Raw genomic sequence first — 23,083 nt, 5'->3', positions numbered from 1 at the left:
AATTTTTAAGGGTTCCTCCCCGAGCCTTTTGCGGGCTTGTGTTATTGCACTCGGGGTAGGAACGTGCCAACTCGGTAACCACCCTCCGAGAAACTCCAATCCGTTTACCAACCGCCGCATGACTTCGTCATAACTTTCGCCGAAGAACAGGCCGAGCGCAATAACATAATAAACAACTATCCTCGACGGGAGAAGACGCGTTCGATTTTCGCGGGTATCTGACCTGTCGATTGCTTCTTCTACATCATCGCGAGGTATGCATTCCGCAAGGATGCCAACTGGGAAATGATCGGTAAAGCGGCGCGAGATGATTTCGTCCACCAATAAATTCTACGAAACACGCAACTTAAAATGCGCATCTACACCGCGTGTCGCTTTATCGTTTCGGCTAACTTAATGGCATTGGGATGTGGTGGCCTTCGGTCCAGGCGGCGGGTTTGCCGCAGCCGGGGAAGGCGCAGCCGTGGTCGCGGGCGGTCAACGCTCGTTTCTGTTTCGCGGTGACGGTGCGTGCGGTGCGAGCGAGGTTGAGCGGGTTGCCGTTCTCGTCCATGACGATGGCGGTGAGGAGGCAATCGCAGGTCAGTTGGCGTGATGTGTTGCGTGAGAGGGGTCCCATCCAGGGCAGCCAGCCGACGCTGGAGCCGTCGCCGAACAAGTCCCGGTAGGCACCGCGGTCACCGCCTGTGTCACCGCCTGTGTCACCGTCGGTGTCACTGTTGGGTTCGGTTGCAGCGCGGGTGGTTTCGTCGTCGGTGATGTCGTCGCTGTTCTGACCGCTCAGGCTTTGGAGGTCCTGCAACCGGATGTGGAGGTTGATGTGGGGTTTTTCTCCGCCTTCGGTGGGGCGATCGCTGGAGGCGAGGTAGTGGTCGAGGATGTGTCCGAATGCGTCGGCGCGCCGTCTGGCGGGGCTGCGTTCGTCGGGGGTGCCGTCGGCTGCGGGCCGGGGTGCGGTCAGCGGTGAGAGTGCGGTGAAGAGCTTTTCTGCGGTGATTGCATCGAAGTCGGCTTTGAGACAGAGGCGTTGGTTGAGCATCTTCGATGCGAACAGTTCGTTGCGGTCGGTGTCCTCGGCGGGCGGCTTGTCGCTGCCGTAGGTGTCTTTGAGTTTGGTGATCGCTTCACGGATCTTGTCGGTGCGTGCCCCGGGCCCGGTGGCGGCGGTGATCATCGCGGTGCGGGCGATGTCGCGACCTTCTTGCGGGAGTTTTTTCGGTGGTGTTTCGGCGAAGGTGAGGATCAGGGCGGCGTGATCGACGGTCATGACGCCGGTGTTCACGGCGTCGGCGATGTCGGGGAAGTTCTTCAGGCCGCGGGCGAGGGCGACGATCTTGTTCGCTTTGCTCGGGCTGAGCAGGGTGGTGGAGGTGAGCCAGCCGGCGGGCCCGGGGAAGCCGAGCTTCTCCCGGGAGACGCGGGTGTCGATCTCGGCGACCAGAGCGATCCGCCGGGCTTCGAGCAACTGGATGTCAAGGGAGACCGCGGCGGCGTCGGCGAGCAGTTCTGCCTCGCTCAGTTGCCAGATCGCCGTGGTCATGGATGCAAGTGTATCGAACGTGCGTTCGATTGGCAACCATCGTTGAATCGAAAACTATTGCTCTGCACAAAGATTCGCGACGACAAACCTGTCGGTAGTACGTGGTAGCGCCTAAGGTTCTCGGCACTATGTCCTGCATCGATGGGAAAGGTTGACAGGCCGACCAACGTGCGTGGTCGGTCCATCGACAACTGAGCACTTGGTAGGCGTCGTGAAGCTCAGTCCACCGGAGAAACCCGAACGAGGTTGCCGTCGGGGTCCGCGACTACGAAGGTGCGGCCGAACACAGCGTCGTGAGGCTCCTGCATTACGTGCACTCCCTTCAAGACCCACTTCGTGAATATCTCGTCGATCGCCCCCGGTGGCCCCGGCACCATGATGCCGATCTCGGTCGTGCGAGGGGTGCTCTGGACAGCGTGTTCGCTATAGCCCGTCCACAACGCGAACAAGACACCGGGGGCAGCCTCGAAAGCCACGTAGTGGGGACTGGTGAAAGTCGGTTCGATCTCGAAGAGATCGCTGTAGAAGGCGGTAGCGGCCTGGGCGTCGCGGACGCCGATCAGGAACAGGTTGGGGCAGGCATCGAGTTGTGCACCGTCGTCATCCGCTACCCAGACGTCGAGTCGGTTCGTCAGCTCCTACAGTTCGGCGACCACATCGAGGTCCTCGCTCCAGAGACCGCCCGCACACGCATCGGCCAACTGGCCCAGGCCCTGGTTGAGAAACACTCTGTCCCAGTCTCGTGACTGGGACAGAGCACATAGAATTCACCCGTGCCGCAGAGCAACCACTATCACCATCTGATGTTCGGTCCTGCTGCGATTGCGCGGCAGCAGGTCGACGGCAGCTACACCGCCTACGGCTCACAGACCGAACGACCCGACGACGGCCCGACGCCTCTCGACACTCGCGAGAAGGCGATGATTCGTGCGATCGATCAGTTCCAGATCGCCACCGTCGCCGAGACCGGCTGGCCCTACATCCAGTACCGCAGCGGGCCGAAGGGCTTTCTCCAGGTCCTCGACGACCGAACGCTCGGCTTCGCCGATTTTGCCGGCAACCATCAGTACGTGACGGCGGCCAATCTCGATCACGACGACCGCATCGCGATCTTCTTGGTCAATTACCCTCTGCGCCAACGGCTCAAGCTCTATGGACGGGCACGGACCGTCGAGGCTGCCGACGACCCCGAACTACTGGACCGACTGAGAAAGATCGGCGACCTGACCGTCGCAGCTGCCTGCGAGCGCAGCGTCGTCATCGATGTCGAGGCCTTCGACTGGAACTGCACCCGCAGCATCATCCCCCGCTACGACGCTGCCTACCTCGAGGACCTGTCGGAGGTGTATCAGCGCAAAGCGGCCGAGCGGGAAGGCGAACTGCTACAACGCATTTCGGAACTCAAAGATCAGCTCACGCAATCTTTGCAGCATAGAACCGACCCAAGAACTCCGTCTTGAAATCTGCGAAGCGCCCCTGATCGATGGAGTCGCGGATGTCGTCGACCAGCTTGACCGTGAAACGCTCGTTGTGGATGGTGCACAGCGTCGACGCCAGCATCTCCTTGGCCTTGAACAGGTGATGGATGTAGGCCTTGGTGTAGTGCGCGCACGTGTAGCAGTCGCAGTTCTCGTCGATCGGGGTGAAATCACGTCGATGCTTGGCGGTGTTGATGTTGAACCGGCCCGTCGGCACGTAGATCGCCGCATTGCGCGCCACCCGTGAGGGGTTGACGCAGTCGAACGTGTCGGCACCGTTCTCGATGGCGGTGAAGAAATCATCGGGCTCGCTGATGCCGAGCATGTGACGCGGCTTGTGCTCGGGCAGTTCCTCGTTCACCCATCGGGTGATGGTGCCGAGGTTCTGCTTCTCGAGTGCGCCGCCGATGCCGTAACCGTCGAAGCCCCTACCGGTCTCACCGGTGATGGTTTCGAGATCGTGTGCGGCCTTGCGTCGTAGATCCTCGTACTGTGCGCCCTGCACCACCCCGAACAGTGCCTGATACGGCTTGTCGGCGCGCTCGATCGTCAGACGTTCGTGCTCGAGGACGCACCGCTTCGCCCATGCCTGCGTCCGATCGACCGACTTCTCCTGGTAGCCGCGGGTATTCATCAACGTGGTAAGCTCGTCGAACGCGAACATGATGTCGGCTCCGAGCCGATGCTGAATCTGCATCGACACCTCGGGAGTGAATCGGTGCTTCGAGCCGTCGAGGTGGGATTTGAACGTCACGCCGTCGTCATCGACGTGTGCGAGGCGTTCCTTGCCCTCGGCGATGACGTCGTCGGACTGCACGCGCGTGGCGTCCATCGAGATGACCTTCTTGAACCCGACGCCGAGCGACATGACCTGGAATCCGCCACTGTCGGTGAACGTCGGACCGTCCCAGTTCATGAACTTGCCCAGCCCACCCGCCTCGTCGACGATGTCCGAGCCCGGCTGCAGATACAGGTGATACGCGTTGGCGAGCACCGCCTGCGCGCCGAGTTCCTTCATCGCCTCCGGCAGCACCGCTTTGACGGTCGCCTTGGTACCCACCGCGATGAACGCGGGGGTGGCGATGTCACCGTGCGGGGTGTGGATGGTGCCGGTGCGCCCGAGCTCACCGTCGAGCCGGGTGCCGATATCGAAGCCGAAACTGGAGGAACTCACCGCGTCAGTATGCCGCTGCGCGGCAGTGGTGCGGTCAAGTGCCCTCTGAGGCACCTATTCCCGCCACTGCGGCGCCAGCCGCATTCAGGCGGAAGTAGGCACCCTTGGCCGCGAGCAGTTGCTCGTGATTACCCTGCTCGACGATGCTGCCGTTTTCCATCACCACGATGGTGTCCGCATCGCGGATGGTCGAAAGCCTGTGTGCAATGACGAAACTGGTGCGATCGCTGCGCAGCTTCGCGGTCGCCTTCTGCACCAGCAGTTCGGTTCGGGTGTCGACGGAGCTGGTGGCCTCGTCGAGGATGAGAATCAGCGGCTTGGCCAGGAAGGCGCGGGCGATGGTGATCAGCTGCTTCTCACCGGCGCTGACGTTGTTGCCCTCCCCGTCGATGATCGTGTCGTAACCGTCGGGCAAGGAGTGCACGAAGCGGTCGACGTAGCTCACCCGTGCTGCTTCGAGGATTTCCTCTTCGCTGGCATTCGGGTCACCGTAGGCGATGTTGTCGCGGATGGTTCCGCCGAACAGCCAGGTGTCCTGCAACACCATTCCTGTCCGCGCACGCAGTTCCTCGCGGGTCATCTTCCTGGTGTCGACGCCGTCGAGAGTGATTCGGCCGGAATCGATCTCGTAGAATCGCATGATGAGGTTCACCAATGTGGTCTTGCCTGCACCGGTGGGACCGACGATCGCGACCAGGTGTCCGGGATCGGCGACGAGCGAGAGGTTCTCGATCAGCGGGCGGTCGGGCGAGTAGCCGAAGGAGACATTCTCGAATTCGACGCGACCCCGTCGCTCGATGGGGCGCACCGCATCGGCTGGATCCGCATCCTCTTCCTCGGCGTCGAGCACCTCGAAGATGCGCTCGGCCGACGCGACACCGGACTGGATGAGGTTCACCATCGCACCGACCTGCGTGAGCGGCTGGGTGAACTGACGCGAGTATTGGATGAAGGCCTGCACCTCACCGAGACTGAGCGTGCCCGACGCCACCCGCAGCCCACCGACGACGGCGATGACCACATAGTTGATGTTCCCGAGGAACATGATGACGGGCATGATCATGCCGGAGATGAACTGTGCTCGGAAGCTGGACTGGAACAGCTTCTCGTTGCGCTCGCCGAACTCTCGCTCCACCTCTTCCTGACGACCGAAAGCCTTGACGATCTCGTGGCCGGTGTAGGTCTCCTCGATCTGGGCGTTCAGCTTTCCGGTGTGCTTCCACTGTGCGACGAAGTGCGGCTGCGAGCGCTTGGCGATGACGGCGGTCACCGCGAACGACGCCGGAATGGTCAGCACCGCAACGAGAGCCAGCAGCGGCGAGATCCAGATCATCACGCCCAGGATGCCGAGCACGGTGAGAATGCCGGTGATCAGCTGACTGAGCGTCTGCTGCAAGCTGGTCGAGACGTTGTCGATGTCGTTGGTGACGCGGCTCAGCGTCTCACCGCGAGCATTGTTGTCGAAGTACTTCAACGGTAGTCGGTGCACCTTGGCCTCGACGCTGCCGCGCAGCAACAGGATTCGGCGCTGCAGCGCGATGTTGAGGATGTAGCCCTGCGCCCAGGCGAACAGGGACGACAGCACATACAGAACCAATACCCACATCAGGACGGTTCTGACCGCCCCGAAATCTATACCCGCGCCGGGAGTGACATCCGTCCCGGACAGCAGGTCGGCGACGGAGTCGTTACCTTCCGCCCGAAGCTGCTCGATGGCCTGCTCTTTGGTCTGGCCCGGGTCCAGTTCGCGGCCGACGACGCCGTTGAAGATGAGGTCTGTTGCATGTCCGAGGACGGTGGGAGCTGCGACGGTCAGGATTGTGCTGGCGATACCGAAGGTCAGCATGATCGTCAGGAACAGCCGCTCCGGAGCGAGCAGGCCGATCAGCCGTTTCAACGAGCCCTTGAAGTTGCGGGCCTTCGTTCCCGGCACCACAGCCTTGGCGACGGGAGCGTCGGCCTTCTCTTCCGTCTTCTCCACCTGCGCGGTCACAGTGCACCGACCACAGCGCGCTGCGAGTCGACGATCTCGGCGTAGGTGGGGCACTCGGCCAACAATTGGTCGTGGGTACCCACACCTACCGGCTTTCCATCGTCGAGTACGAGTATCTGATCGGCGTCGATGATGGTCGAGACGCGTTGAGCGACAACGATCATGCACGCATCACGCGTCACCGGCTTGAGTGCCGCACGCAGATTGGCATCGGTCGTCAGATCCAGTGCGGAGAACGAATCGTCGAACAGGTAGATGCTGGGTTTGCGTACGAGCGCACGGGCGATGGCCAGTCGTTGACGCTGGCCACCGGACACCGTCGTACCACCCTGGGCGACGGGCGTCTCCAGTCCCTCGGGCATGGCGCGAACGAAGTCGGCACCCTGCGCGATCTCGAGTGCCTCCCACAGTTCCGCGTCGGTGGCGTCGGATTTGCCGTACCGCAGATTGCTCGCGATGGTGCCCGAGAACAGATACGGCTTCTGAGGGATCAAACCGATTTCGGAACGCAACAAATCCAGATCGAGTTCACGGATATCGACTCCCCCGACGCGTACCTCGCCGCCGGTGACGTCGATCAATCGAGGAATCAAGTTGACGAGCGTCGACTTTCCGGAACCGGTACCGCCGATGATCGCGGTGACCTTGCCTGCCTCGGCCCTCAGGTTCACCCCGCACAGCACCGGATACTCGGCACCGGGGAAAGAAAATCTGGCATCGACCAGCTCGACCGTGCCTGGTGAGGATGCGAACGTCTTGGGCTTGTCCGGCAACACGACCGACGATTCGGTGGCGAGTACTTCACTGATGCGATCGGCACACACCGACGCGCGGGGCACCATCATCGCGATGAACGATGCCATCATCACCGACATGAGAATGAGCATGATGTAGCTCAGAAGAGCTGTGAGAGAGCCGATCTGCATGGTGCCCTGATCGATGGCATGGCCACCGAACCAGATGACGGCCACACTGGTCAGGTTGCTGATGAGCATGACCGTCGGGAACATCAGAGCCATCAACCGCCCGACGCGCAAGGCGGTGTCGGTGAGCGCGGCGTTGGCCGATCCGAACCGATCGATCTCGAAGTCCTCCCGGACGAACGCCCGCACCACCCGAATGCCGGTGATCTGCTCACGTAGAACACGATTGACGGCGTCGATGCGCTTCTGCATCGAGCGGAAGGCCGGCACCATCTTGATGATGATCAGGCCCATGGAGATCGCCAGACCTGGTACCGCGATCAAGAGAATCCAGGACAGGCCGAGGTCCTCGCGCAACGACATGATGATGCCGCCGATGCACATGATCGGTGCCATCACCACGATGGTGAATCCCATGACGATCACCAACTGAACCTGCTGGACGTCGTTGGTGTTACGGGTGATCAATGACGGCGCACCGAACTGGCCGACCTCACGAGCCGAGAACGTGCCGACGCGGTGCAGGATCGCACCGCGCAGGTCACGTCCGACGCCCATCGCCGCACGAGCACCGATGAACACTGCGGCCACGGAACTGATGATCTGCACCGCCGACACGAGGAGCATCACGCCGCCGGCGGAGAGGATGTAGCCCGTGTCGCCGGTAGTGACGCCCTTGTCGATGATGTCGGCGTTGAGGCTGGGCAGGAACAGCGCCGCCAAGGTCGCGACGAGTTGCAGCAGGATCAGCGCGACGATCGGCAGCTTGTAGGGAGCCAGATACGTCCGCAGCAGCGGAATCAGCATGATGGCCGAAGATTACTCGTACACATGGATGACAGTCTCTCCGTTTTTCGAGTGTTGCGGGTAATCTTCGGCCGACCGGCTCATGCCTGCAGAACCGTTTCCTTCTCCGGAGCCGTCTTCAGCTTGGCACCTTCGATGTCGACGTTGGGCAGGATCTTGTCCAGCCACTTCGGCAGCCACCAGGCCTTGTCTCCCAGCAGCGCCATCACCGACGGAATCAGCACCATGCGCACGACGAACGCGTCGAAGAACACGGCCGCGGCGAGCGCGAAGCCGATGGACTTGATGAACGAGTCCGGCTCGGCGATGAACGCGGCGAACACCGAGATCATGATGACCGCGGCCGAAGTGACCACACGTGCGCCGTACTTGAAGCCGTCGACGACGGCATCCTTCGCGGCGGCTCCGTGGACGAACTCCTCTCGCATGCGCGAGACGAGGAACACCTGGTAATCCATCGCGAGACCGAACACCACACCGATGAGGAAGATCGGCATGAAGCTGACGATCGGCTGCGGGTTGGAGATCAGGCCGAGCCCGCCCTCTTGGAAGATGAACACCGTGGCACCGAAGGTCGCGAGCACGCTGAGCAGGAACCCGAGCGTGGCGGTCAGCGGAACCAGGATGGAGCGGAACACCAGCATCAGCAACACGAAGGCCAGGCCGACGACCACAGCCAGGTACGGAATCAGCGCACTCTGCAGCCGCTCGGAGATGTCGATCCCGATTGCGGTCTCGCCGGTGACGCCGTAGGACACGCCCTCGCTCTGCTGCAATCCACTTTCGGCGTCACGCAGGTTGGTCACCAGAGCCTTCGTCTGATCACTGTTGGGTGTGCTCGACGGGGTCACGAGTATCTGAGCGGTGTCACCCGCCGGGTTGACGGCGATGATCTGAGCATTGGTGACGTCGGATTGCTCGGTGATCGTCTCGACGACCTTGCCGAACGACGCGGTGCGGTCTGCTTCTGCGACGCCCGAGGCGTCGGCGATGACGAGCAGCGGACCGTTACGTCCCGGCCCGAAGGCCTCTTCGGTGATGTCATAGGCCTGGCGGGCAGGCGTGGATGGGTCCGAGGTGGCGATCGAGGGAAGCGCCAGAGACAACCCGGTGGTCGGGCCTGCGATGACACCGAGGAGCACGATGCCGCCGACGAGTCCGAGGATCGGCTTCTTGACCAGGAATCGAGCCCACCGAAGTCCGTTGGTGGGAGAGGCGTTCGGATCCTCCGGGTCGGTGGTGTTGACGAACTTGAGCTTGCCCGCGAAGGCCTTGCCCTTGTAGACGCCGAGCATGGCGGGCAGGAACGTCAATGCGATCAAGACGGCAACGAACACCGCGAAGCCCGCGGCCAGACCCATCTGAGACAGGAACGGAATGCCGACGACGCGCAACGCGACGAGGGCGATGAGCACCGTTGCGCCCGCGAACACGACGGCGGAACCGGCGGTTCCGACCGACCGTCCGACGGCTTCTTCGCGGTCGTCGGTCAACGTGAGCTCGTGCCGGTATCTCGCCAGGATGAACAGCGAATAGTCGATCGCGACTGCGAGTCCGATCATGATCGCGAGGATCGGGGTGAACGAGGACAAGCTTGCGAAACCGGATGCCGTGGTGATCGCCAGGCTCGAGATGCCGATGCCGACGATTGCGGTGATCAGCGGGAGGCTGGCGGCGGCGGCCGATCCGAACATGATGAGCAGCACGACGGCGGCGACGGCAAGACCGACGATCTCCGATGTTCCACCGGGCGATGGGTTCTCCTGCGCGACGGTGCCGCCGAGGATGACGTTCAAGCCTGCATCGCGGGCGGGCTGCGCCGCGGCATCGAGATCGCTACGAATCTGGTCGGTGACGTCGGCAAGGTCGACGTTGATCGGCGCGGTGACGGTACCGACGTTGCCGTCAGGACTCAGCGGTGAGGTTGCGGCCGCATCCGCTGCTACCTGGTCGGCCGGCGTGCCGGCCTCGGCTGCCGCTTCGGTGTACTGCTCGACGATCGACTGGTAGGCCGCGACCGGATTAGCCAGTGGCGGAGCACCTTCCGCAGGTTTCGCCGCATCGATCTTCTCGATCTCGGCGATGGTCGCGTCGATGGCCGAGGTGTACTGCGGGTTGTCGAGCGACTGGCCGTCCGGCGCTTGGAAGACGTACTCGGCGTTGACCGCTTGCAGTGGATCCTCGGCTCCGCCGAACCGTTCCTCCTGCAAGTCGAGCGCGGCCTGGGCGGGTGTTCCCGGAATGCTGAACGAGTTGACCGTCGGCGCGGACAGCGTTGCTGCGCCCACGCCGGCTGCAATCAGAATCGCCAGCCACAGTCCGAGGACTACGCCCTTGCGTCGGTACGCGAATCTTCCGATTCGGTAGAGATAGGTGGCCACTGTCAAGCTCCTCGGTTGGGTTCGGACATGTCGGGATGGGGATGAGGCTCAGGTAGACCCGCGCGCAGTTGGTCGAAGGCGTCTTCGATCAGCGCCCGGGGGGTGGACGCACCCGCAGGGTCGGTGATCCAGATGTTCAGTGCCGATGTCACGGCACCTCCGACTGCCATCTGCAGCAGGTTCGGGTATAGGTCGGTGTCGATATCGGTGCCGGTTCGCTCGGCGATGGCCTCGCCGAGTTTTCGGGTCAGCGAATGGTGCATTTCTAGCTTGCGGGCCATCAGCGCGGGGTTGGCTTCGATGAGGCGGGCCGCAGCGAAGGTGTCCTCCAGGTCCCGGCCGGGATCTGCGACGAGATCAAGGGCTATGTGCCGCAGTGAATCCCAGATGGGTTCCGTCGCCGGCCGGGCGCGCAGCAGCTCGAACCATTCGAGGGCCGAGACCTCGATGTGGTGCAGAACCGCTTCTTCCTTGTTGGAGAAGTAGTTGTGGAACGTACGGGTGGAAACGCCCGCCTCGTGGGCGATGGCGTCGGCGGTGACCGCATCGAAGCCGAGCTGCTTTCCCAGACGCACGGCCGCCTGACCGAGAGCGTCGCGGGTTGCGGCCTTCTTGAGATCGCGAAGGCCCGTCGGAGAAGTCACGATTACCAACGTACGGAACTTGCACGGTTCTGCAAGTTTGCAAAGACGTGCAAAATTGTCGACTGCACCACACCTCGTGACGAGTGTGACTCAGATCATCGACGCGCCCAAGCCGCCGGCTCGCTGACCAGCTGTTTCACGAATTCGGGCAGATCATCGTCGACGATGTCTTTCAGCGAGACCGCCTCGAGTACTGCACGCAGATTGACGCGCACCGCCAGCCACACACGAGTGAGTGGCTCGGCAGGGCCGGCGTACTCCGCATCCTCGGGTCGTTGACCGCGCACCGACGCCAACGGCCCCTCGACAGCCCTGATCACATCGGCGACAGAAATGTCCGACGCCTCCCGCGCCAGCCAGTACCCGCCGTCGGGACCTCGCCGGCTGCACACCAAGTCCGCGCGACGTAGATCCGCGAGCACCGACTCGAGGAACTTGTGCGGAATACCTTGCGCGGTGGCCAGCGCCTCGGCTTTCGCGGGGCCTTGCTCGCCCACCGCCGCCAGTTCGACGAGCGTCCGCACTGCATAGTCAGCCCTCGCCGTGATGTGCACGTTTCAATTCCTATCATTTTGATAGGAAATAAGCGAGCAGTCGACGCCATATGCCGCGGCCCGATTCGGCGTTACACTCAACCTTCAAATGTCACGCGGGAGGTTCGATGAACGAATGGATCGGTTCGGCGTGGAATGCACTGCCCGAACCGCTGCGCGACCCCGTCGCCCTGGCCATCCCCGCGTTCGCGCTGCTGCTGGCAATCGAATGGATCACAGCCGCGAAACTCGAAGACGGCTCGCAGGGCAGTTACTCCGCCCGAGATGCGCGGGCCAGCCTCGGGATGGGCCTGGTCTCGATCGCCACCACCACCGCATGGAAGGCGCTCGCTCTCGTCGGCTACACGGCGATCTACGTCTACATCGCGCCGTGGCATCTGCCCGCCGACGCCTGGTACACCTGGGTGATCCTGATCCTGGGCGTCGACCTGCTGTTCTACGGCTACCACCGCATCGCGCATCGAACCCGACTTATCTGGGCGACGCATCAGGCCCACCATTCGAGCGAGTACTTCAACTTCGCGGCGGCGTTGCGCCAGAAGTGGAACAACAGCGGCGAGGTAATCATGTGGCTACCGCTTCCCTTGCTGGGGATGCCGCCGTGGATGGTGTTCGTCGGCTTCTCGATCAATCTCGTCTACCAGTTCTGGGTACACACCGAGCGCATCGACCGGCTGCCGCGTCCGTTCGAGTTCGTCTTCAACACGCCCTCACATCACCGCGTCCATCACGGCCGCGATCCTCAGTATCTCGACAAGAACTACGGCGGCATTCTCATCATCTGGGACCGACTGTTCGGCACCTACGCCGAGGAGGTCGAGCGCCCGCACTACGGCCTCACCAAGCCCGTCGACACGTTCAACATCTGGACCCTCCAGACACACGAATACCGCAACATCGCGCGGGATGTTGCGGCATCGCAGTCGTGGAAAGAACGCGTCGGATATCTCGTCGGACCGCCGGGATGGACGCCGGCCGGTCCACGAGAACGCGCTACTGCTGACTCAGATTGATCAGGAAATCGATGGTCCCGGTCGGATCGACCGTCACGAAGCCGAGCGAGGGCGGTTCGATCTCGTAGTCGGTCCACGTCGTCGGGATGGCACCCGACGCGATGAGCGTGTCACCGGACAGCAGCACCTCCATCTCGACCGAGACCGGACGGGTCTGATCCTTGAGCGTCAACGTGCCGTCGGCGGTGACCGTCGTGCTGGTTCCGTCTCGAGGGAGGTCGGACAGATCGATGGGCGAGTCGATGCTGAACGTCGCCGTCGGATAAGTGGCGGTATCGAAGATGTTGCCGCGGAACTGATTGTCGCGACGGTCACTGTCGGTACTGATCGAATTCGTCAGCACCACGATCTGCCCCTCGGTGAGACTGTCGTCGGCGATGGTCACATTGCCGGCCACCTCGGTCGTCGATCCGACCACCGTCACGTCGGAACCGTTGAGCAACTCGTCGACGGTATAGCCCGCGGCCGTGGTGTTGGTCTCGTCACCTGGGGTGACGACCCACCGTCCGTTGATGTCCACGACCGTGGCCGCTTGGGCACCGGATGTCGATACCGTGGCTGCCGGTGCGTCGTCCTCCTGCAGCGAGGCGTAGATCTTGGGGCCGAAGTACAGCCCGAGCGCGACGAGAACAACGACAACGACGCCTACGATCCACCATTTCTTGGTCATGACTGCCGATGGTAGTTGCAGCTTCAAGGCGATGGGGGACGAGAGACCTGGCAACTGCCTGAGAGTTTTGTCCGTTTACCCTGTGCGCACGTGTCGGTGCCGCGAGGCACAATGGACCGCATGGATCCGGTGGACGCACTTCGAGAGATCGGTTTCTGGCTCGAACGGTCGCGCTCGGACACCCACCGGGTCAAGGCATACCGTCGGGCCGCTGATGTCGTCGAATCTCTTACTCCCGCACAACGATCCGAACACGAGAAGGCAGACAGCTGGTCCTCGCTGGCCGGCATCGGAGCAAAGACCTCGCTGATCATTCGACAGGCTCTCACGCAGGACGTTCCGGATTATCTCGTCGAGCAGCGAAACGCCGCCGAACCCATCGGAGACAACGCCCTCCGCGGTGCACTCAAGGGTGATCTGCACACCCATTCCAATTGGTCCGACGGTGGTAGCCCCATCGAGGAGATGATGCGCACCGCTGCCGGGCTCGGCCACGAGTACTGCGCATTGACCGATCATTCGCCGCGCCTGAAGGTCGCGAACGGTCTCACGGCCGAGCGCCTGCGCAGCCAACTCGACATCGTCGCCGAGCTCAACGAACGCCTCGCACCGTTCCGCATCCTCACTGGAATCGAGGTCGACATTCTCGACGACGGTTCACTCGACCAGGACGAGGGCTTGCTCGCCGAGCTGGACGTGGTGGTGGCGAGCGTGCATTCCAATCTGCGCGCCGACTCCAAGACCATGACCAAACGCATGGTCACCGCGATCGCCAATCCGCACGTCGATGTGCTCGGTCATTGCACCGGACGGCTCGTCGAGGGAGGTCGCGGCACCAGGCCCGAGTCGACGTTCGACGCACCCGTGGTGTTCGAGGGCTGTCGCCAGTTCGGCACCGCGGTGGAGATCAACGCTCGCCCCGAGCGCCAGGATCCACCCGAACGCCTCATCGACATCGCCCTCGAACGCGAATGCCTGTTCTCCATCGACACCGATGCGCACGCACCCGGCCAACTCGACTGGCAGGGCTACGGCTGCATCCGCGCCGAGGCACAGGGTGTGCCGGCCGAGCGCGTGATCAACACCTGGCCGCTGGCAGAACTACTCGATTGGACGGGCCGGCGCGCGTGAACCGTCGCCACTTCCTCTCCGGTCTGCTGACGGTCGCACTGGTCGGCTGCACTTCCACCGACACCGACTCCTCACCGAATACCGCCGAGACGTATTCACCTGCTGTGCAACCAGTTTCGGGACCTGCCGGCGACCCTGTGCGGTTGAAGTACGGATACCAATCGGACAACATCGGCGATCTCTACCTGCCCGACAACGACGCCACCTCGCTTCCGGTAGTGGTGATGATTCACGGCGGCGGATGGCAGCAGGATCTCGACCTGTCGTACTTCCGGCAGATGGCGGCCGCCATAGCCGACGAGGGCATCGCCGTCTGGAACGTCGAATACCGGCGTGGACCCGACAACTGGGCCAACACCCTCACCGACGTCGACGACGCCACCGAGGCACTCGCCACCGTCGTACAGGACGCGGCCGGCGGGCGGCTCGATCTGAATCGCGTCCACGTCACCGGACATTCGGCCGGCGGGCAGCTCGCGGCATGGGTGGCGGCTCGACACCTGATGCCGGTCGATGCGCCCGGCGCAGAACCGAAGATCCGACCACGCAGCGCCACCATCATGGCCGGTGTGTTCGACATGAAGCGGGCGGTCACACTCGGCGGCGACAAGTTCGTCCCGGTTTTCCTCGGCGGCATGCCGAACCAGGTACCCGGCCGCTACAAGATCGCGTCCCCCATCGAGTACCTCCCCCTCGACATTCCGGTCACTGCACTGCACGGTGATGCCGACCGGACGGTGTCGGTGAATCAGAGCCGCGTCTACGTCGACGCGGCAACCAAGGCGGGCAGCACCGACGCCGAGCTCGTCGTCCTCCCCGGAGCCGGACACGGCTCGTTCCTCGACCCGACGGACCGCGCCTGGTCGACGACGCTGAGCACCATCACCGGGCGTGCGCAGACCCTGCTCTGATCTCTGGGGTTCTGCCGGGGTGGTACACATTTGCGATGAATCGAAAAATCGCGACCGGACTGCTCGGGCTGATAGTGGCCATATCGATGGCCGGTTGCGGCGACGACGCGTCGAGTGAGTCGAGTGGTGGGGCGTCGAGTGATGGGGCGTCGACCACCTCCGCTGCGGCGATGTCCACGACCGTCCCCGCCGGCACCACCGTCGACGCGCCTGCGCCGGCCCCCGCCGACACTCCGGTCCCCGAGACTCCGCCTGCCGCTGATCCGGCAGATCCCGCAGATCCGGCAGTTCCTCAGGCTCCGACCTCGGGCGTCACTGGTGAAGCGCTCTACCAGCAGACGTGCACGCAGTTCCTACCGTCCATCGATGCGCTGGAGCAGACCGGAATCTCTGATCGCGCCAAGTCGGTCGAAGGTCTACGCAGCGAAATGACCACCGCGCCGAGTTGGAACACCGTCCCGCCCGGCGATCAGAACGAGATTCTGCGGGGACTCGACGCCGCCGGTGCGGGGCAATGCTGAGCGTCCGAGTCGCGGGGTCGATACGCGGGAGCCGAGTGCGCTCACTGTCCACTGTGTTCCGCCGATGACGGAATTCCGTCTCATGAGGCAAATTGTGGACACTGAGCGCACCCCCGCCGCACCCAGCACGCAAAAAAGCTCCCCACCTGTGTGAACAGATGGGGAGCTTGTGGCGGTGGCGGAGGGATTTGAACCCTCGGAGGGGGTGAACCCTCACACGCTTTCGAGGCGTGCTCCTTAGGCCGCTCGGACACGCCACCGCAGAAGACTGTACCGGAATGCGGGCCTGAGGCTAAATCGCCTGCTCAGCGGACCTACTGGGTCGTTTCGCAGGCTTCACTTCGGGACCAACCGGGTCGTTTCGCAGGCTTCACTCCCGGGCGCAAAAGCTACTTCCCGGTGAGCTTGTCCTTGATGTTCGAGGCTGCGTCCTTGACCTTCTCGGCTCCGTCTTTGAAGGCGGCCGAGGTCTGGTCGCCCTTGCCCTCTGCTTCGAGGTCCTTGTCTCCGGTGGCCGAACCTGCAGCTTCTTTCGCCTTGCCGCCGAGGTCTTCGCTCTTGTTCGAGATCTTGTCGCCGAGTCCCATGAGTGTCTCCTTCGCAAGTTCGGAGCGCAGCTTTACGCTCTGCCGTCCACAGTCCCCGCAAAAGCGGTTCGGGGCCAGTGAGTGATGGGATCGTTACCTTCGGCGCTCGAAGAAGTGGGTCAACACGTCGGCGCATTCCGCTTCCAACACACCCCCACGAACCTGTGGCCGGTGGGTGAGACGGCGGTCTCGTACGACGTCCCACAGCGAGCCGACGGCTCCGGTCTTGGGTTCCCAAGCACCGAACACCACAGCTCCGACGCGGGCCAGCACCAGCGCTCCGGCGCACATCGTGCAGGGTTCCAACGTGACGGCCAGGGTGCAGCCCTCGAGTCGCCAACCGTCGCCGTGGACGGCCGCTGCTCGACGCAGTGCGAGCACTTCTGCGTGTCCGGTGGGGTCTCCCGACGCCTCCCGCGCATTGCAGGCCCGGGCGATCTCACGTCCCGAGGCGTCGAACACGACGGCTCCGACGGGTACATCGGCGTCCGATGCCTCGGCCGCAGCCGCGAGCGCTGCGCGGATCATGTCCGCGTCGGACACGACCATCGGTTACCGCCGCAGCTTGTTCACCGCTGCGGCGAACTCGTCCTCGAAGCCCAGGCGTTCGGCGATGGATTGCAGTTGCTCGTCGGGGTAGTCGTCGGTCTCGGCGACGATGATGCCCAGCACGGCCTCGGGCAGTCCGAGGTCGGCGAGCAGGGCGAGGTCGCCTTCTTCGTAGGGTTCGATGTCGTCGAGTTCGTCGGGGTCGACGTCCGGGATTTCGATGTTCAACGCGTCGAGCACGTCGGCGGCGATTTCGTAGTCCACTGCGGCGACCGCGTCTGACAGCAGCAGGCGCGTGCCGTTCGGCGCCGGACGCAGGATCACGAAGAATTCCTCGTCCACGTCGAGCATGCCGAACACTGCGCCCGAGCTGCGCAGTTCACGCAATTCGGTCTCTGCCGCCGACAGGCTTGTCAGTGCGTCGTCGGACAGCGGCGTCACCGTCCACTTGCCGTCCTCTCGGACAACTGCAACGCCGAATCCCTCGAGGTCGTCGTACTCCGATGCGGTTGCACGATTGTCTTTCGCGCGCTGTGCGGCCATGCGCGCAACGGTAGTCCGGTAGGGGTCGGTATTCGAAGTCCACCTCCCGTCGACGGCATGCACCTGTGCCAATCTGATCGGGTGACTTCTTCCTCGGTGTGCGTTCTCGGTCTCGGACTGATCGGCGGCTCGATCCTGCGGGCCGCTCACGACGCCGGCCGGCCGGTGTGGGGATGGAACCGATCGGCCGACTCGATCTCCGGGGCGGCCGCCGACGGATACGATGTCGGCACCGATCTGACGGCCGCTCTGACCAGGGCATCCGATGAAAATGCGCTGATCGTCATCGCCGTTCCGATGCCGGCCGTCGACTCGGTCTTGAGTGCCATCGCCGAGCATGCACCGACCGCCCCGATCACCGATGTCGTCAGCGTCAAGGCCGAGGTTGCCGCCGCCGTCGCTGCTCGCGGACTGCAGGACCGGTATGTCGGCGGGCATCCGATGGCGGGTACCAATCACTCCGGCTGGTCGGCTACCGACCCCACGTTGTTCGTCGACGCGGTGTGGGTGGTGACAACGGACCCGGGAGTCGACGCCGACGTGTGGGTCCGGGTGGCCCGGCTCGCATTGGATTGCGGGTCGGTGGTGATTCCGGCCGAGAGCGTCGAGCACGATCGCGCCGTCGCCCGAATCTCCCATCTGCCGCATCTGCTGGCCGAGGCACTGGCGATCGTCGGGGCCGCGGGTGGCCCACTGGCGTTGGGCCTGGCTGCGGGCTCGTTCCGGGACGGGACGCGGGTGGCGTCGTCGTCGCCGAATCTGGTTCGGGCGATGACCGAGGGCAACGCTGCCGCTCTGCGAACCGCGCTGGACGAGGCTCTACAAGCGCTCATCGCTGCGCGCGAGGAACTGGACCAGAACTCGACGAGAACACTCGTCGACGACGGCCACGCAGCGCGGATGCAGTACGAACAGCATCAGCGATTCGACATCACCGGCATTACCCCGGGTGAGCCGGGGTGGCGAGAGGCACTGCAGGACGCGGGTCGACGCGGTGGCGTCGTACGTCAGATCCTTTCGGCCAACCCCGGGTAGTCGAGAACGAATCCATCGGGATCGACCGTGACCGACGACGTCGACACCGGCGAGATGACGTGGATACCCTCGGAACCACTGCTGTAGGTCAGCGTGGCTTCCTGAATGCTGAGGTCCAGCAGATTGACGTAGACCGTGGGGACCTCGAGGTCCTGGACCTGCGTGTGCAGTCCGAAGCGGCGGATCGGCAGGGTGTTGAAGAACGGGCTGAGCACCATATCCACATCGAGTGCGCCGCCGTAGGTCGAGCGCTGATGGCTGGCACTGTTCTCCACCATCCAGTAGCCCTCGTCGTCTCGGCTGACGGACGCCTGCCGATCGCCGGAGGCGAGGGAGGTGCGCACCGAGAGGCGCTTGGTGACGCCGTACTCGTCGGTGACCAGGTCGTAGGACGCACTGAAGGCGGGATGATCGCTGCACGCGGCACCGATGATGCGTCCGGCAGCTTTGATTCGGTTGCCGGAGAGCTGCACCCGTACGGATTCCATGCGGGAAACGTCGTGCGCTCGCCACGTCAGGATCGAGGGCCAGGTTTTCGCGTCGGTAGTGCCGGTTGCGGGGACGGAGGCGTGCTCTGCACCCGATGCTTGAGTGATCACCCACCTACGGTAGGCGACGAGCCCCCCTCGAGAACAAGCGGACGCAACTTTTATCGCAGATTACTAAGGTGATCCCCGTGACGACAGAGAACACGGGCGGCGGGCAGTTCGATTTCGCACATTCAGAACAGGCCGCGAAGAGTCGACAGGACAAGGCGACGGCCCTGGCACGCTATGTCTGGGATCGCGGCATCACCGGTGCCGAACTCCTCGACCTCACCGACGCCGTCCGCCGAAAACTCGCCCGCGCCGCCGACCTGCATCCACCGAGCACGATGGAGACGTGGACCATCGTGGCCGAGCTGCTCGACCGTAAATCCGCCTGGGCAGCCGAACACCCCGGTCACGACGGCGCGACGCCCCTACACGCCGACGAGAAGATCATGTGGGTCAAGCCGCCCATCACGCCCTGGACTTAAACGAGAGAGTCCTCCCACGCCTCGTGCAGATGCGCGAATCGCCCCTCCCCCGCGATGAGGTCCGCGGGCGTTCCGTCCTCGACGATGTTCCCGTCGGCCATGACGAGTACCCGATCGGCGATGGCCACCGTCGACAGGCGGTGCGCGATGATCAACGCCGTCCGTCCCTGCAGGATCGTTTCGAGTGCCCGCTGCACCAGCCGCTCGCTCGGAATGTCCAGGCTCGAGGTGGCCTCGTCCAACACGATCACCGACGGCGCCGCGAGGAACACTCGCGCGAAAGCCACCAATTGCCTTTGACCCGAGGACAATCGGCCTCCGCGCTTGCGCACATCGGTGTCGATTCCCTCCGGTAGCGACGCGATGAACTCCGTCAGTCCGACGGCGTCCGCGGCCGCCCGCACCTCGGCGTCCGTCGCGTCGGGACGTCCGAGCCGAATGTTGTCGGCCACCGAACCGGAGAACAGGAACGATTCCTGCGTCACCATGACGACGTTGCGACGTAGGTCCTCGTCGGCAATGTCCCGCATGTCGATGCCGTCGAGTCGCACGGCCCCGGCTGTGGGGTCGTAGAAGCGCGCCAACAGTTTTGCCAGTGTGGACTTTCCGGCCCCGGTCGCCCCGACCATCGCGACCACCTGACCGGCGGGCACATGCAACGAGAACTCCGGCAGCACGACGCGCTCGGACCCGTAGGAGAAATGCACGCCGTCGAACGTGATGTCGCCCTTCACCGTCCCCATCTGCACCGGATTCTTCGGTGCTGTCACCGACGGCTCCTCTTCGAGCACACCGGAGATCTTCTCGAGTGCGGCCGCGGCGGACTGGTAGGCGTTGAACACCATTGCCAGCTCGTCGAGCGGACCGTAGAACCGTCGCAGATACAACACGTACGCCGCGAGTACTCCGATGTCCATGTGGCCGTTGATCACTCGCCAGCTACCGAACACCAGGATAATCGCGAGCGTGACGTTGCCGATCCAGCGCACGATGCCGGTGTAGCTGGCCATGCCGCGTAGTGCTGCCGTGGTGGCGTCCCGGTACTCCGAGTCCTCGGTGCTCAGAATCGCATCGTTGCGACCCTCGCGCCGGAACACCTGTACGGCACGGATTCCGCCCATCGACTCGACGAAGTGGACCACCACGCGCGCGATGGCCACCCGTGTTCGACGGTATCCCTGGCGTTGCCGCCGCTGCGACCACCGGGTGACGAGCACCAGCGGAACGAAGCCGGCCAGCACGATCATCGCCATCGGCACATCGAGATACACCAGAATGATCGCGATCGACACCATCGACAGAATGGCCGTCAGCGCATCGTTGAGGGCACTCTCGAGCAGGGTCTGCAGCGACTCGACGTCGCTGGTCAGTCGAGAGATCAACCGTCCCGAGGTGTATTTCTCGTGGAAGGACAGACTCAGCTTCTGAGCATGGTCGAACACTCGACCGCGCAAGTCGTACAAAATGTTCTGGCTCAATCGTCCCGAGACCGTCAGGAAGGCATAGGTGGTGAACATTCCGAGCAGCCCGAACCCGATGTAACCGCCGACCGCCCACAGGAGCGGGCCCCAATCACCCTGCCCCGCAGCACCGACGCCGCTGTCCAAGGCATAGGCGACGAACAGCGGTCCGGCCACATAGGTGATGTTGTCGACCAGAATGATCAGGAACGAGAGCAGGGCCTGCTTCTTGTACGGACGCACCAGCGAGGCCAGCAACCGTCGAGAACGCCCGGCCAACACCAGGTTTCCGGTGGCATCGACTTCGGAATCCTCGCCGCCGACGCCGCGCCAGTCCGCAGCTGCGGTCTGCTCAGCCATCGATCGACCCCATCACCTCGCGGTACCGCGGCGACGACGCCAACAGTCCCTCGTGCGTTCCCTGCTCCACAATTGTTCCGTTCTCGAGATAGAGCACTCGGTCGGCCAACGCAGCGGTCGACGGCCGATGTGCCACCAGCACTGTCGTCGAATGCGCCAGCACACGCCGCAGCTCCTTCTGCACTTTCGCTTCGGTGTCCACATCCAGTGCGGACAGCGGGTCGTCGAGCACCAACACCCGAGGCCTGCCCAGCACCGCACGCGCCAACGCGAGTCGCTGCCGCTGTCCACCGGACAGGCTCATGCCCTGCTCGCCGATGCGCGTGGCGAGGCCCCACGGCAACTGCTCGACGAAATCGGTTGCGTGCGCGATCTCCAACGCCTCGACGATCTCGGCATCGGAGGCTCCGGGAGAACCGAGCGCGATGTTCTCTCGCGCACTGGCCGAGAACAGCACCGGATCCTCGAAGGCCACCGACACGATGGAGCGCAGATCCGACAATCTCATCGACGCCACGTCGATGCCGTCGATCGTGATGGATCCCTCGGTGACGTCGAACAACCGGGGAATCAGGTTGGTGAGCGCGGTTTTTCCGCTGCCAGTGTTTCCGACGAGCGCGACGGTCTCCCCCGGCTCGACGACGAAATCGACGTTCTCCAGCAGCGGCGAGGACGCGTCGGGAAAGGTGAATCCGACGCGGTCGAACCGAATTCTGCCGTGCACCTTGTCGGGCAATTGGACGGGATTCTTCGGATCGGTGACGGTCTCGGGAGTGTCCATGATCTCCCAGTACCGATCCGCTGCCGTGCGTGCATTGTTCAGTTCGGCCAACAGGTAGCCGAACGATTCGATGGGCCACAACAGGAAGGTGACGATGGCGATCGCGGCGACCAACGTGCCGACCGTCATCGTGCCCTGGACGATCGAGTACGTCCCGACGGCCAGAATCGCGCCGATGGTGATCGGTTGCAGCCCGACGATCACCGCCCAGATGATCGCAAGGTAGCGCACCTTTTTCAGCTCGGTGCCGCGCAGAGTACGAGCCTGGCGCAGAAACTGCTTGCCCAGGTGCGCACTTCGACCGAAAGCCTTCAGAACGCGAATACCCTGGATGGATTCCTCGACCGTCGTCGTGACATCGCCCGCCTGATCCTGAGCGTCACGCGCAACGACGCGATACAGCGTCTCGAACTTGGTACAGGCAATCAGCAACGGCACCGACGTCACCAGCATGATCAACCCCAATTGCCATGACTGGACCAGCAATACACCGATACCCGCGACGAGCGTGACGGCGTTGATGATGATGAACGGGCCGATGAACGCCATGAATCGCCGCAGCGAACCGAGGTCCGCGATGGCACGAGAGAGCAGCTGACCCGATTCCCAACTTTCGTGCGCAGCAACCGAGAGTCGCTGCAGCTTGTCGAATACCGTTGCCCGAGCCGTGATCTCGAACTGACTCGACGGGCGGGACACCAGGTAGCGTCGCACCCAGATGCCGAGTGCGTCGATGGTACCGAGCGAAAGGATCAACGCGGCGGGCCACCACACCGCGGAAAAATCACCGTCGGTGATGGGACCGTCGATGACGCGTTGCATCACCAGCGGGATGATCAGACCGGTCATGGTTGCGATGAGCGAGACCACGATGGAGCCGATGTAGAACCACTTGTACGGGGCCAGGAATGGCGCGAACCTCTGCAGTGAGGTCGGCGTGCGCACGACTTTCGGGTTCGGCTGATCGACTGTTCGGGTTTCGGGATCGAGCACTCCCGTGGACACGTGTT

At 63.4% G+C, this 23,083-nt stretch carries 23 protein-coding genes and 1 tRNA gene; 7 read left to right on the top strand and 17 right to left on the bottom strand.

The window, feature by feature from the left end; genetic code table 11:
- The 3 genes from ACIGGF_RS18885 to ACIGGF_RS18875 all read right to left on the bottom strand — a co-directional run.
- Positions 1-321, bottom strand: a 321-nt coding sequence (locus tag ACIGGF_RS18885) for a transposase domain-containing protein (RefSeq protein WP_397522684.1), incomplete at its 3' end; no start/stop codon positions are given.
- Positions 322-388: 67 nt separating this feature from the next.
- Positions 389-1,540: a DUF222 domain-containing protein gene (locus ACIGGF_RS18880; RefSeq protein ID WP_397522683.1), complete on the bottom strand. Its 1,152-nt coding sequence runs from the start codon at positions 1,538-1,540 to the stop codon at positions 389-391.
- A gap of 218 nt (positions 1,541-1,758) precedes the next feature.
- Entirely contained in the window at positions 1,759-2,100 is a 342-nt protein-coding gene (locus ACIGGF_RS18875) for a VOC family protein (RefSeq protein ID WP_397522694.1), read from the bottom strand.
- Positions 2,101-2,313: 213 nt separating this feature from the next.
- Here ACIGGF_RS18875 and ACIGGF_RS18870 point away from each other — a divergent pair, with 213 nt between their 5' ends.
- A complete protein-coding gene (locus ACIGGF_RS18870) occupies positions 2,314-3,000 on the top strand; it encodes a pyridoxamine 5'-phosphate oxidase family protein (protein ID WP_397522682.1) in 687 nt (228 codons plus the stop codon).
- Here ACIGGF_RS18870 and tgt read toward each other — a convergent pair.
- From tgt to ACIGGF_RS18840, 6 genes are all read right to left on the bottom strand, one after another.
- Positions 2,954-4,192, bottom strand: coding sequence for a tRNA guanosine(34) transglycosylase Tgt (gene tgt / locus ACIGGF_RS18865; protein ID WP_397522681.1), 1,239 nt, complete (start codon positions 4,190-4,192; stop codon positions 2,954-2,956). The two genes, ACIGGF_RS18870 and tgt, sit on opposite strands and share 47 nt — an antisense overlap.
- A 34-nt stretch (positions 4,193-4,226) precedes the next feature.
- Entirely contained in the window at positions 4,227-6,173 is a 1,947-nt protein-coding gene (locus ACIGGF_RS18860; protein ID WP_397522693.1) for an ABC transporter ATP-binding protein, read from the bottom strand.
- A gap of 8 nt (positions 6,174-6,181) precedes the next feature.
- Positions 6,182-7,915, bottom strand: a complete 1,734-nt coding sequence (locus tag ACIGGF_RS18855) for an ABC transporter ATP-binding protein (protein ID WP_397522680.1) — start codon at positions 7,913-7,915, stop codon at positions 6,182-6,184.
- Between the two features lie 80 nt (positions 7,916-7,995).
- On the bottom strand, positions 7,996-10,296 hold the full coding sequence (locus ACIGGF_RS18850) for an MMPL family transporter (protein ID WP_397522679.1): 2,301 nt from the start codon (positions 10,294-10,296) through the stop codon (positions 7,996-7,998).
- 2 nt (positions 10,297-10,298) lie between these two features.
- Positions 10,299-10,949, bottom strand: a complete 651-nt coding sequence (locus ACIGGF_RS18845) for a TetR family transcriptional regulator (RefSeq protein ID WP_397522678.1) — start codon at positions 10,947-10,949, stop codon at positions 10,299-10,301.
- Between the two features lie 86 nt (positions 10,950-11,035).
- Complete coding sequence (locus ACIGGF_RS18840; RefSeq protein WP_397522677.1) at positions 11,036-11,494, bottom strand: RrF2 family transcriptional regulator; 459 nt, start codon at positions 11,492-11,494, stop codon at positions 11,036-11,038.
- 107 nt (positions 11,495-11,601) lie between these two features.
- On the opposite strand from ACIGGF_RS18840, the gene ACIGGF_RS18835 reads away from it, so the two are divergent.
- A complete protein-coding gene (locus ACIGGF_RS18835) occupies positions 11,602-12,507 on the top strand; it encodes a sterol desaturase family protein (protein WP_397522676.1) in 906 nt (301 codons plus the stop codon).
- On the opposite strand, the gene ACIGGF_RS18830 is transcribed toward ACIGGF_RS18835, so the two are convergent.
- Positions 12,488-13,177: a YceI family protein gene (locus tag ACIGGF_RS18830; protein WP_397522675.1), complete on the bottom strand. Its 690-nt coding sequence runs from the start codon at positions 13,175-13,177 to the stop codon at positions 12,488-12,490. The two genes, ACIGGF_RS18835 and ACIGGF_RS18830, sit on opposite strands and share 20 nt — an antisense overlap.
- A gap of 120 nt (positions 13,178-13,297) precedes the next feature.
- Between ACIGGF_RS18830 and ACIGGF_RS18825 the strand changes: the two genes are divergently transcribed.
- Genes ACIGGF_RS18825 through ACIGGF_RS18815 form a run of 3 tightly spaced genes read left to right on the top strand, consistent with a single transcriptional unit; the run spans position 13,298 to position 15,740 of the window.
- Entirely contained in the window at positions 13,298-14,308 is a 1,011-nt protein-coding gene (locus tag ACIGGF_RS18825; RefSeq protein WP_397522674.1) for a PHP domain-containing protein, read from the top strand.
- Entirely contained in the window at positions 14,305-15,219 is a 915-nt protein-coding gene (locus ACIGGF_RS18820) for an alpha/beta hydrolase family protein (RefSeq protein ID WP_397522673.1), read from the top strand. Before ACIGGF_RS18825 ends, ACIGGF_RS18820 begins: the two co-directional genes overlap by 4 nt.
- 35 nt (positions 15,220-15,254) lie before the next feature.
- Positions 15,255-15,740, top strand: a complete 486-nt coding sequence (locus tag ACIGGF_RS18815; RefSeq protein WP_397522672.1) for a hypothetical protein — start codon at positions 15,255-15,257, stop codon at positions 15,738-15,740.
- 170 nt (positions 15,741-15,910) lie between these two features.
- Here ACIGGF_RS18815 and ACIGGF_RS18810 read toward each other — a convergent pair.
- The 4 genes from ACIGGF_RS18810 to ACIGGF_RS18795 form a co-directional block, all read right to left on the bottom strand.
- Positions 15,911-16,000: transfer RNA gene (locus ACIGGF_RS18810), tRNA-Ser, on the bottom strand.
- Positions 16,001-16,129: 129 nt separating this feature from the next.
- Positions 16,130-16,327 (bottom strand): CsbD family protein, encoded by a 198-nt coding sequence (locus ACIGGF_RS18805; protein WP_397522671.1) that lies wholly within the window; start codon positions 16,325-16,327, stop codon positions 16,130-16,132.
- 93 nt (positions 16,328-16,420) lie between these two features.
- The gene (locus ACIGGF_RS18800; RefSeq protein WP_397522670.1) at positions 16,421-16,876 is read right to left on the bottom strand and encodes a nucleoside deaminase; all 456 of its coding nucleotides are present in this window, start codon (positions 16,874-16,876) and stop codon (positions 16,421-16,423) included.
- A 3-nt stretch (positions 16,877-16,879) separates the two neighbouring features.
- The gene (locus ACIGGF_RS18795) at positions 16,880-17,419 is read right to left on the bottom strand and encodes a tRNA adenosine deaminase-associated protein (protein ID WP_397522669.1); all 540 of its coding nucleotides are present in this window, start codon (positions 17,417-17,419) and stop codon (positions 16,880-16,882) included.
- 57 nt (positions 17,420-17,476) lie between these two features.
- Between ACIGGF_RS18795 and ACIGGF_RS18790 the strand changes: the two genes are divergently transcribed.
- A complete protein-coding gene (locus tag ACIGGF_RS18790; RefSeq protein WP_397522668.1) occupies positions 17,477-18,454 on the top strand; it encodes a prephenate dehydrogenase in 978 nt (325 codons plus the stop codon).
- On the opposite strand, the gene ACIGGF_RS18785 is transcribed toward ACIGGF_RS18790, so the two are convergent.
- Positions 18,427-18,942: a putative glycolipid-binding domain-containing protein gene (locus ACIGGF_RS18785; protein ID WP_397522692.1), complete on the bottom strand. Its 516-nt coding sequence runs from the start codon at positions 18,940-18,942 to the stop codon at positions 18,427-18,429. The two genes, ACIGGF_RS18790 and ACIGGF_RS18785, sit on opposite strands and share 28 nt — an antisense overlap.
- Positions 18,943-19,130: 188 nt before the next feature.
- Here ACIGGF_RS18785 and ACIGGF_RS18780 point away from each other — a divergent pair, with 188 nt between their 5' ends.
- On the top strand, positions 19,131-19,472 hold the full coding sequence (locus ACIGGF_RS18780; RefSeq protein WP_397522667.1) for a hypothetical protein: 342 nt from the start codon (positions 19,131-19,133) through the stop codon (positions 19,470-19,472).
- On the opposite strand, the gene ACIGGF_RS18775 is transcribed toward ACIGGF_RS18780, so the two are convergent.
- Together ACIGGF_RS18775 and ACIGGF_RS18770 are read right to left on the bottom strand one after the other, a co-directional pair.
- Positions 19,469-21,292 (bottom strand): ABC transporter ATP-binding protein, encoded by a 1,824-nt coding sequence (locus ACIGGF_RS18775; RefSeq protein WP_397522666.1) that lies wholly within the window; start codon positions 21,290-21,292, stop codon positions 19,469-19,471. The genes ACIGGF_RS18780 and ACIGGF_RS18775 overlap by 4 nt on opposite strands.
- Positions 21,285-23,078 (bottom strand): ABC transporter ATP-binding protein, encoded by a 1,794-nt coding sequence (locus tag ACIGGF_RS18770; RefSeq protein ID WP_397522665.1) that lies wholly within the window; start codon positions 23,076-23,078, stop codon positions 21,285-21,287. Before ACIGGF_RS18770 ends, ACIGGF_RS18775 begins: the two co-directional genes overlap by 8 nt.
- Between the last annotated feature and the right edge of the window lie 5 nt (positions 23,079-23,083).

Origin of the sequence: Rhodococcus sp. NPDC078407 (assembly GCF_044542515.1) — a bacterium.
Classification (GTDB): domain Bacteria; phylum Actinomycetota; class Actinomycetes; order Mycobacteriales; family Mycobacteriaceae; genus Rhodococcoides.
This window is presented reverse-complemented; position numbering and strand designations above follow the sequence as displayed.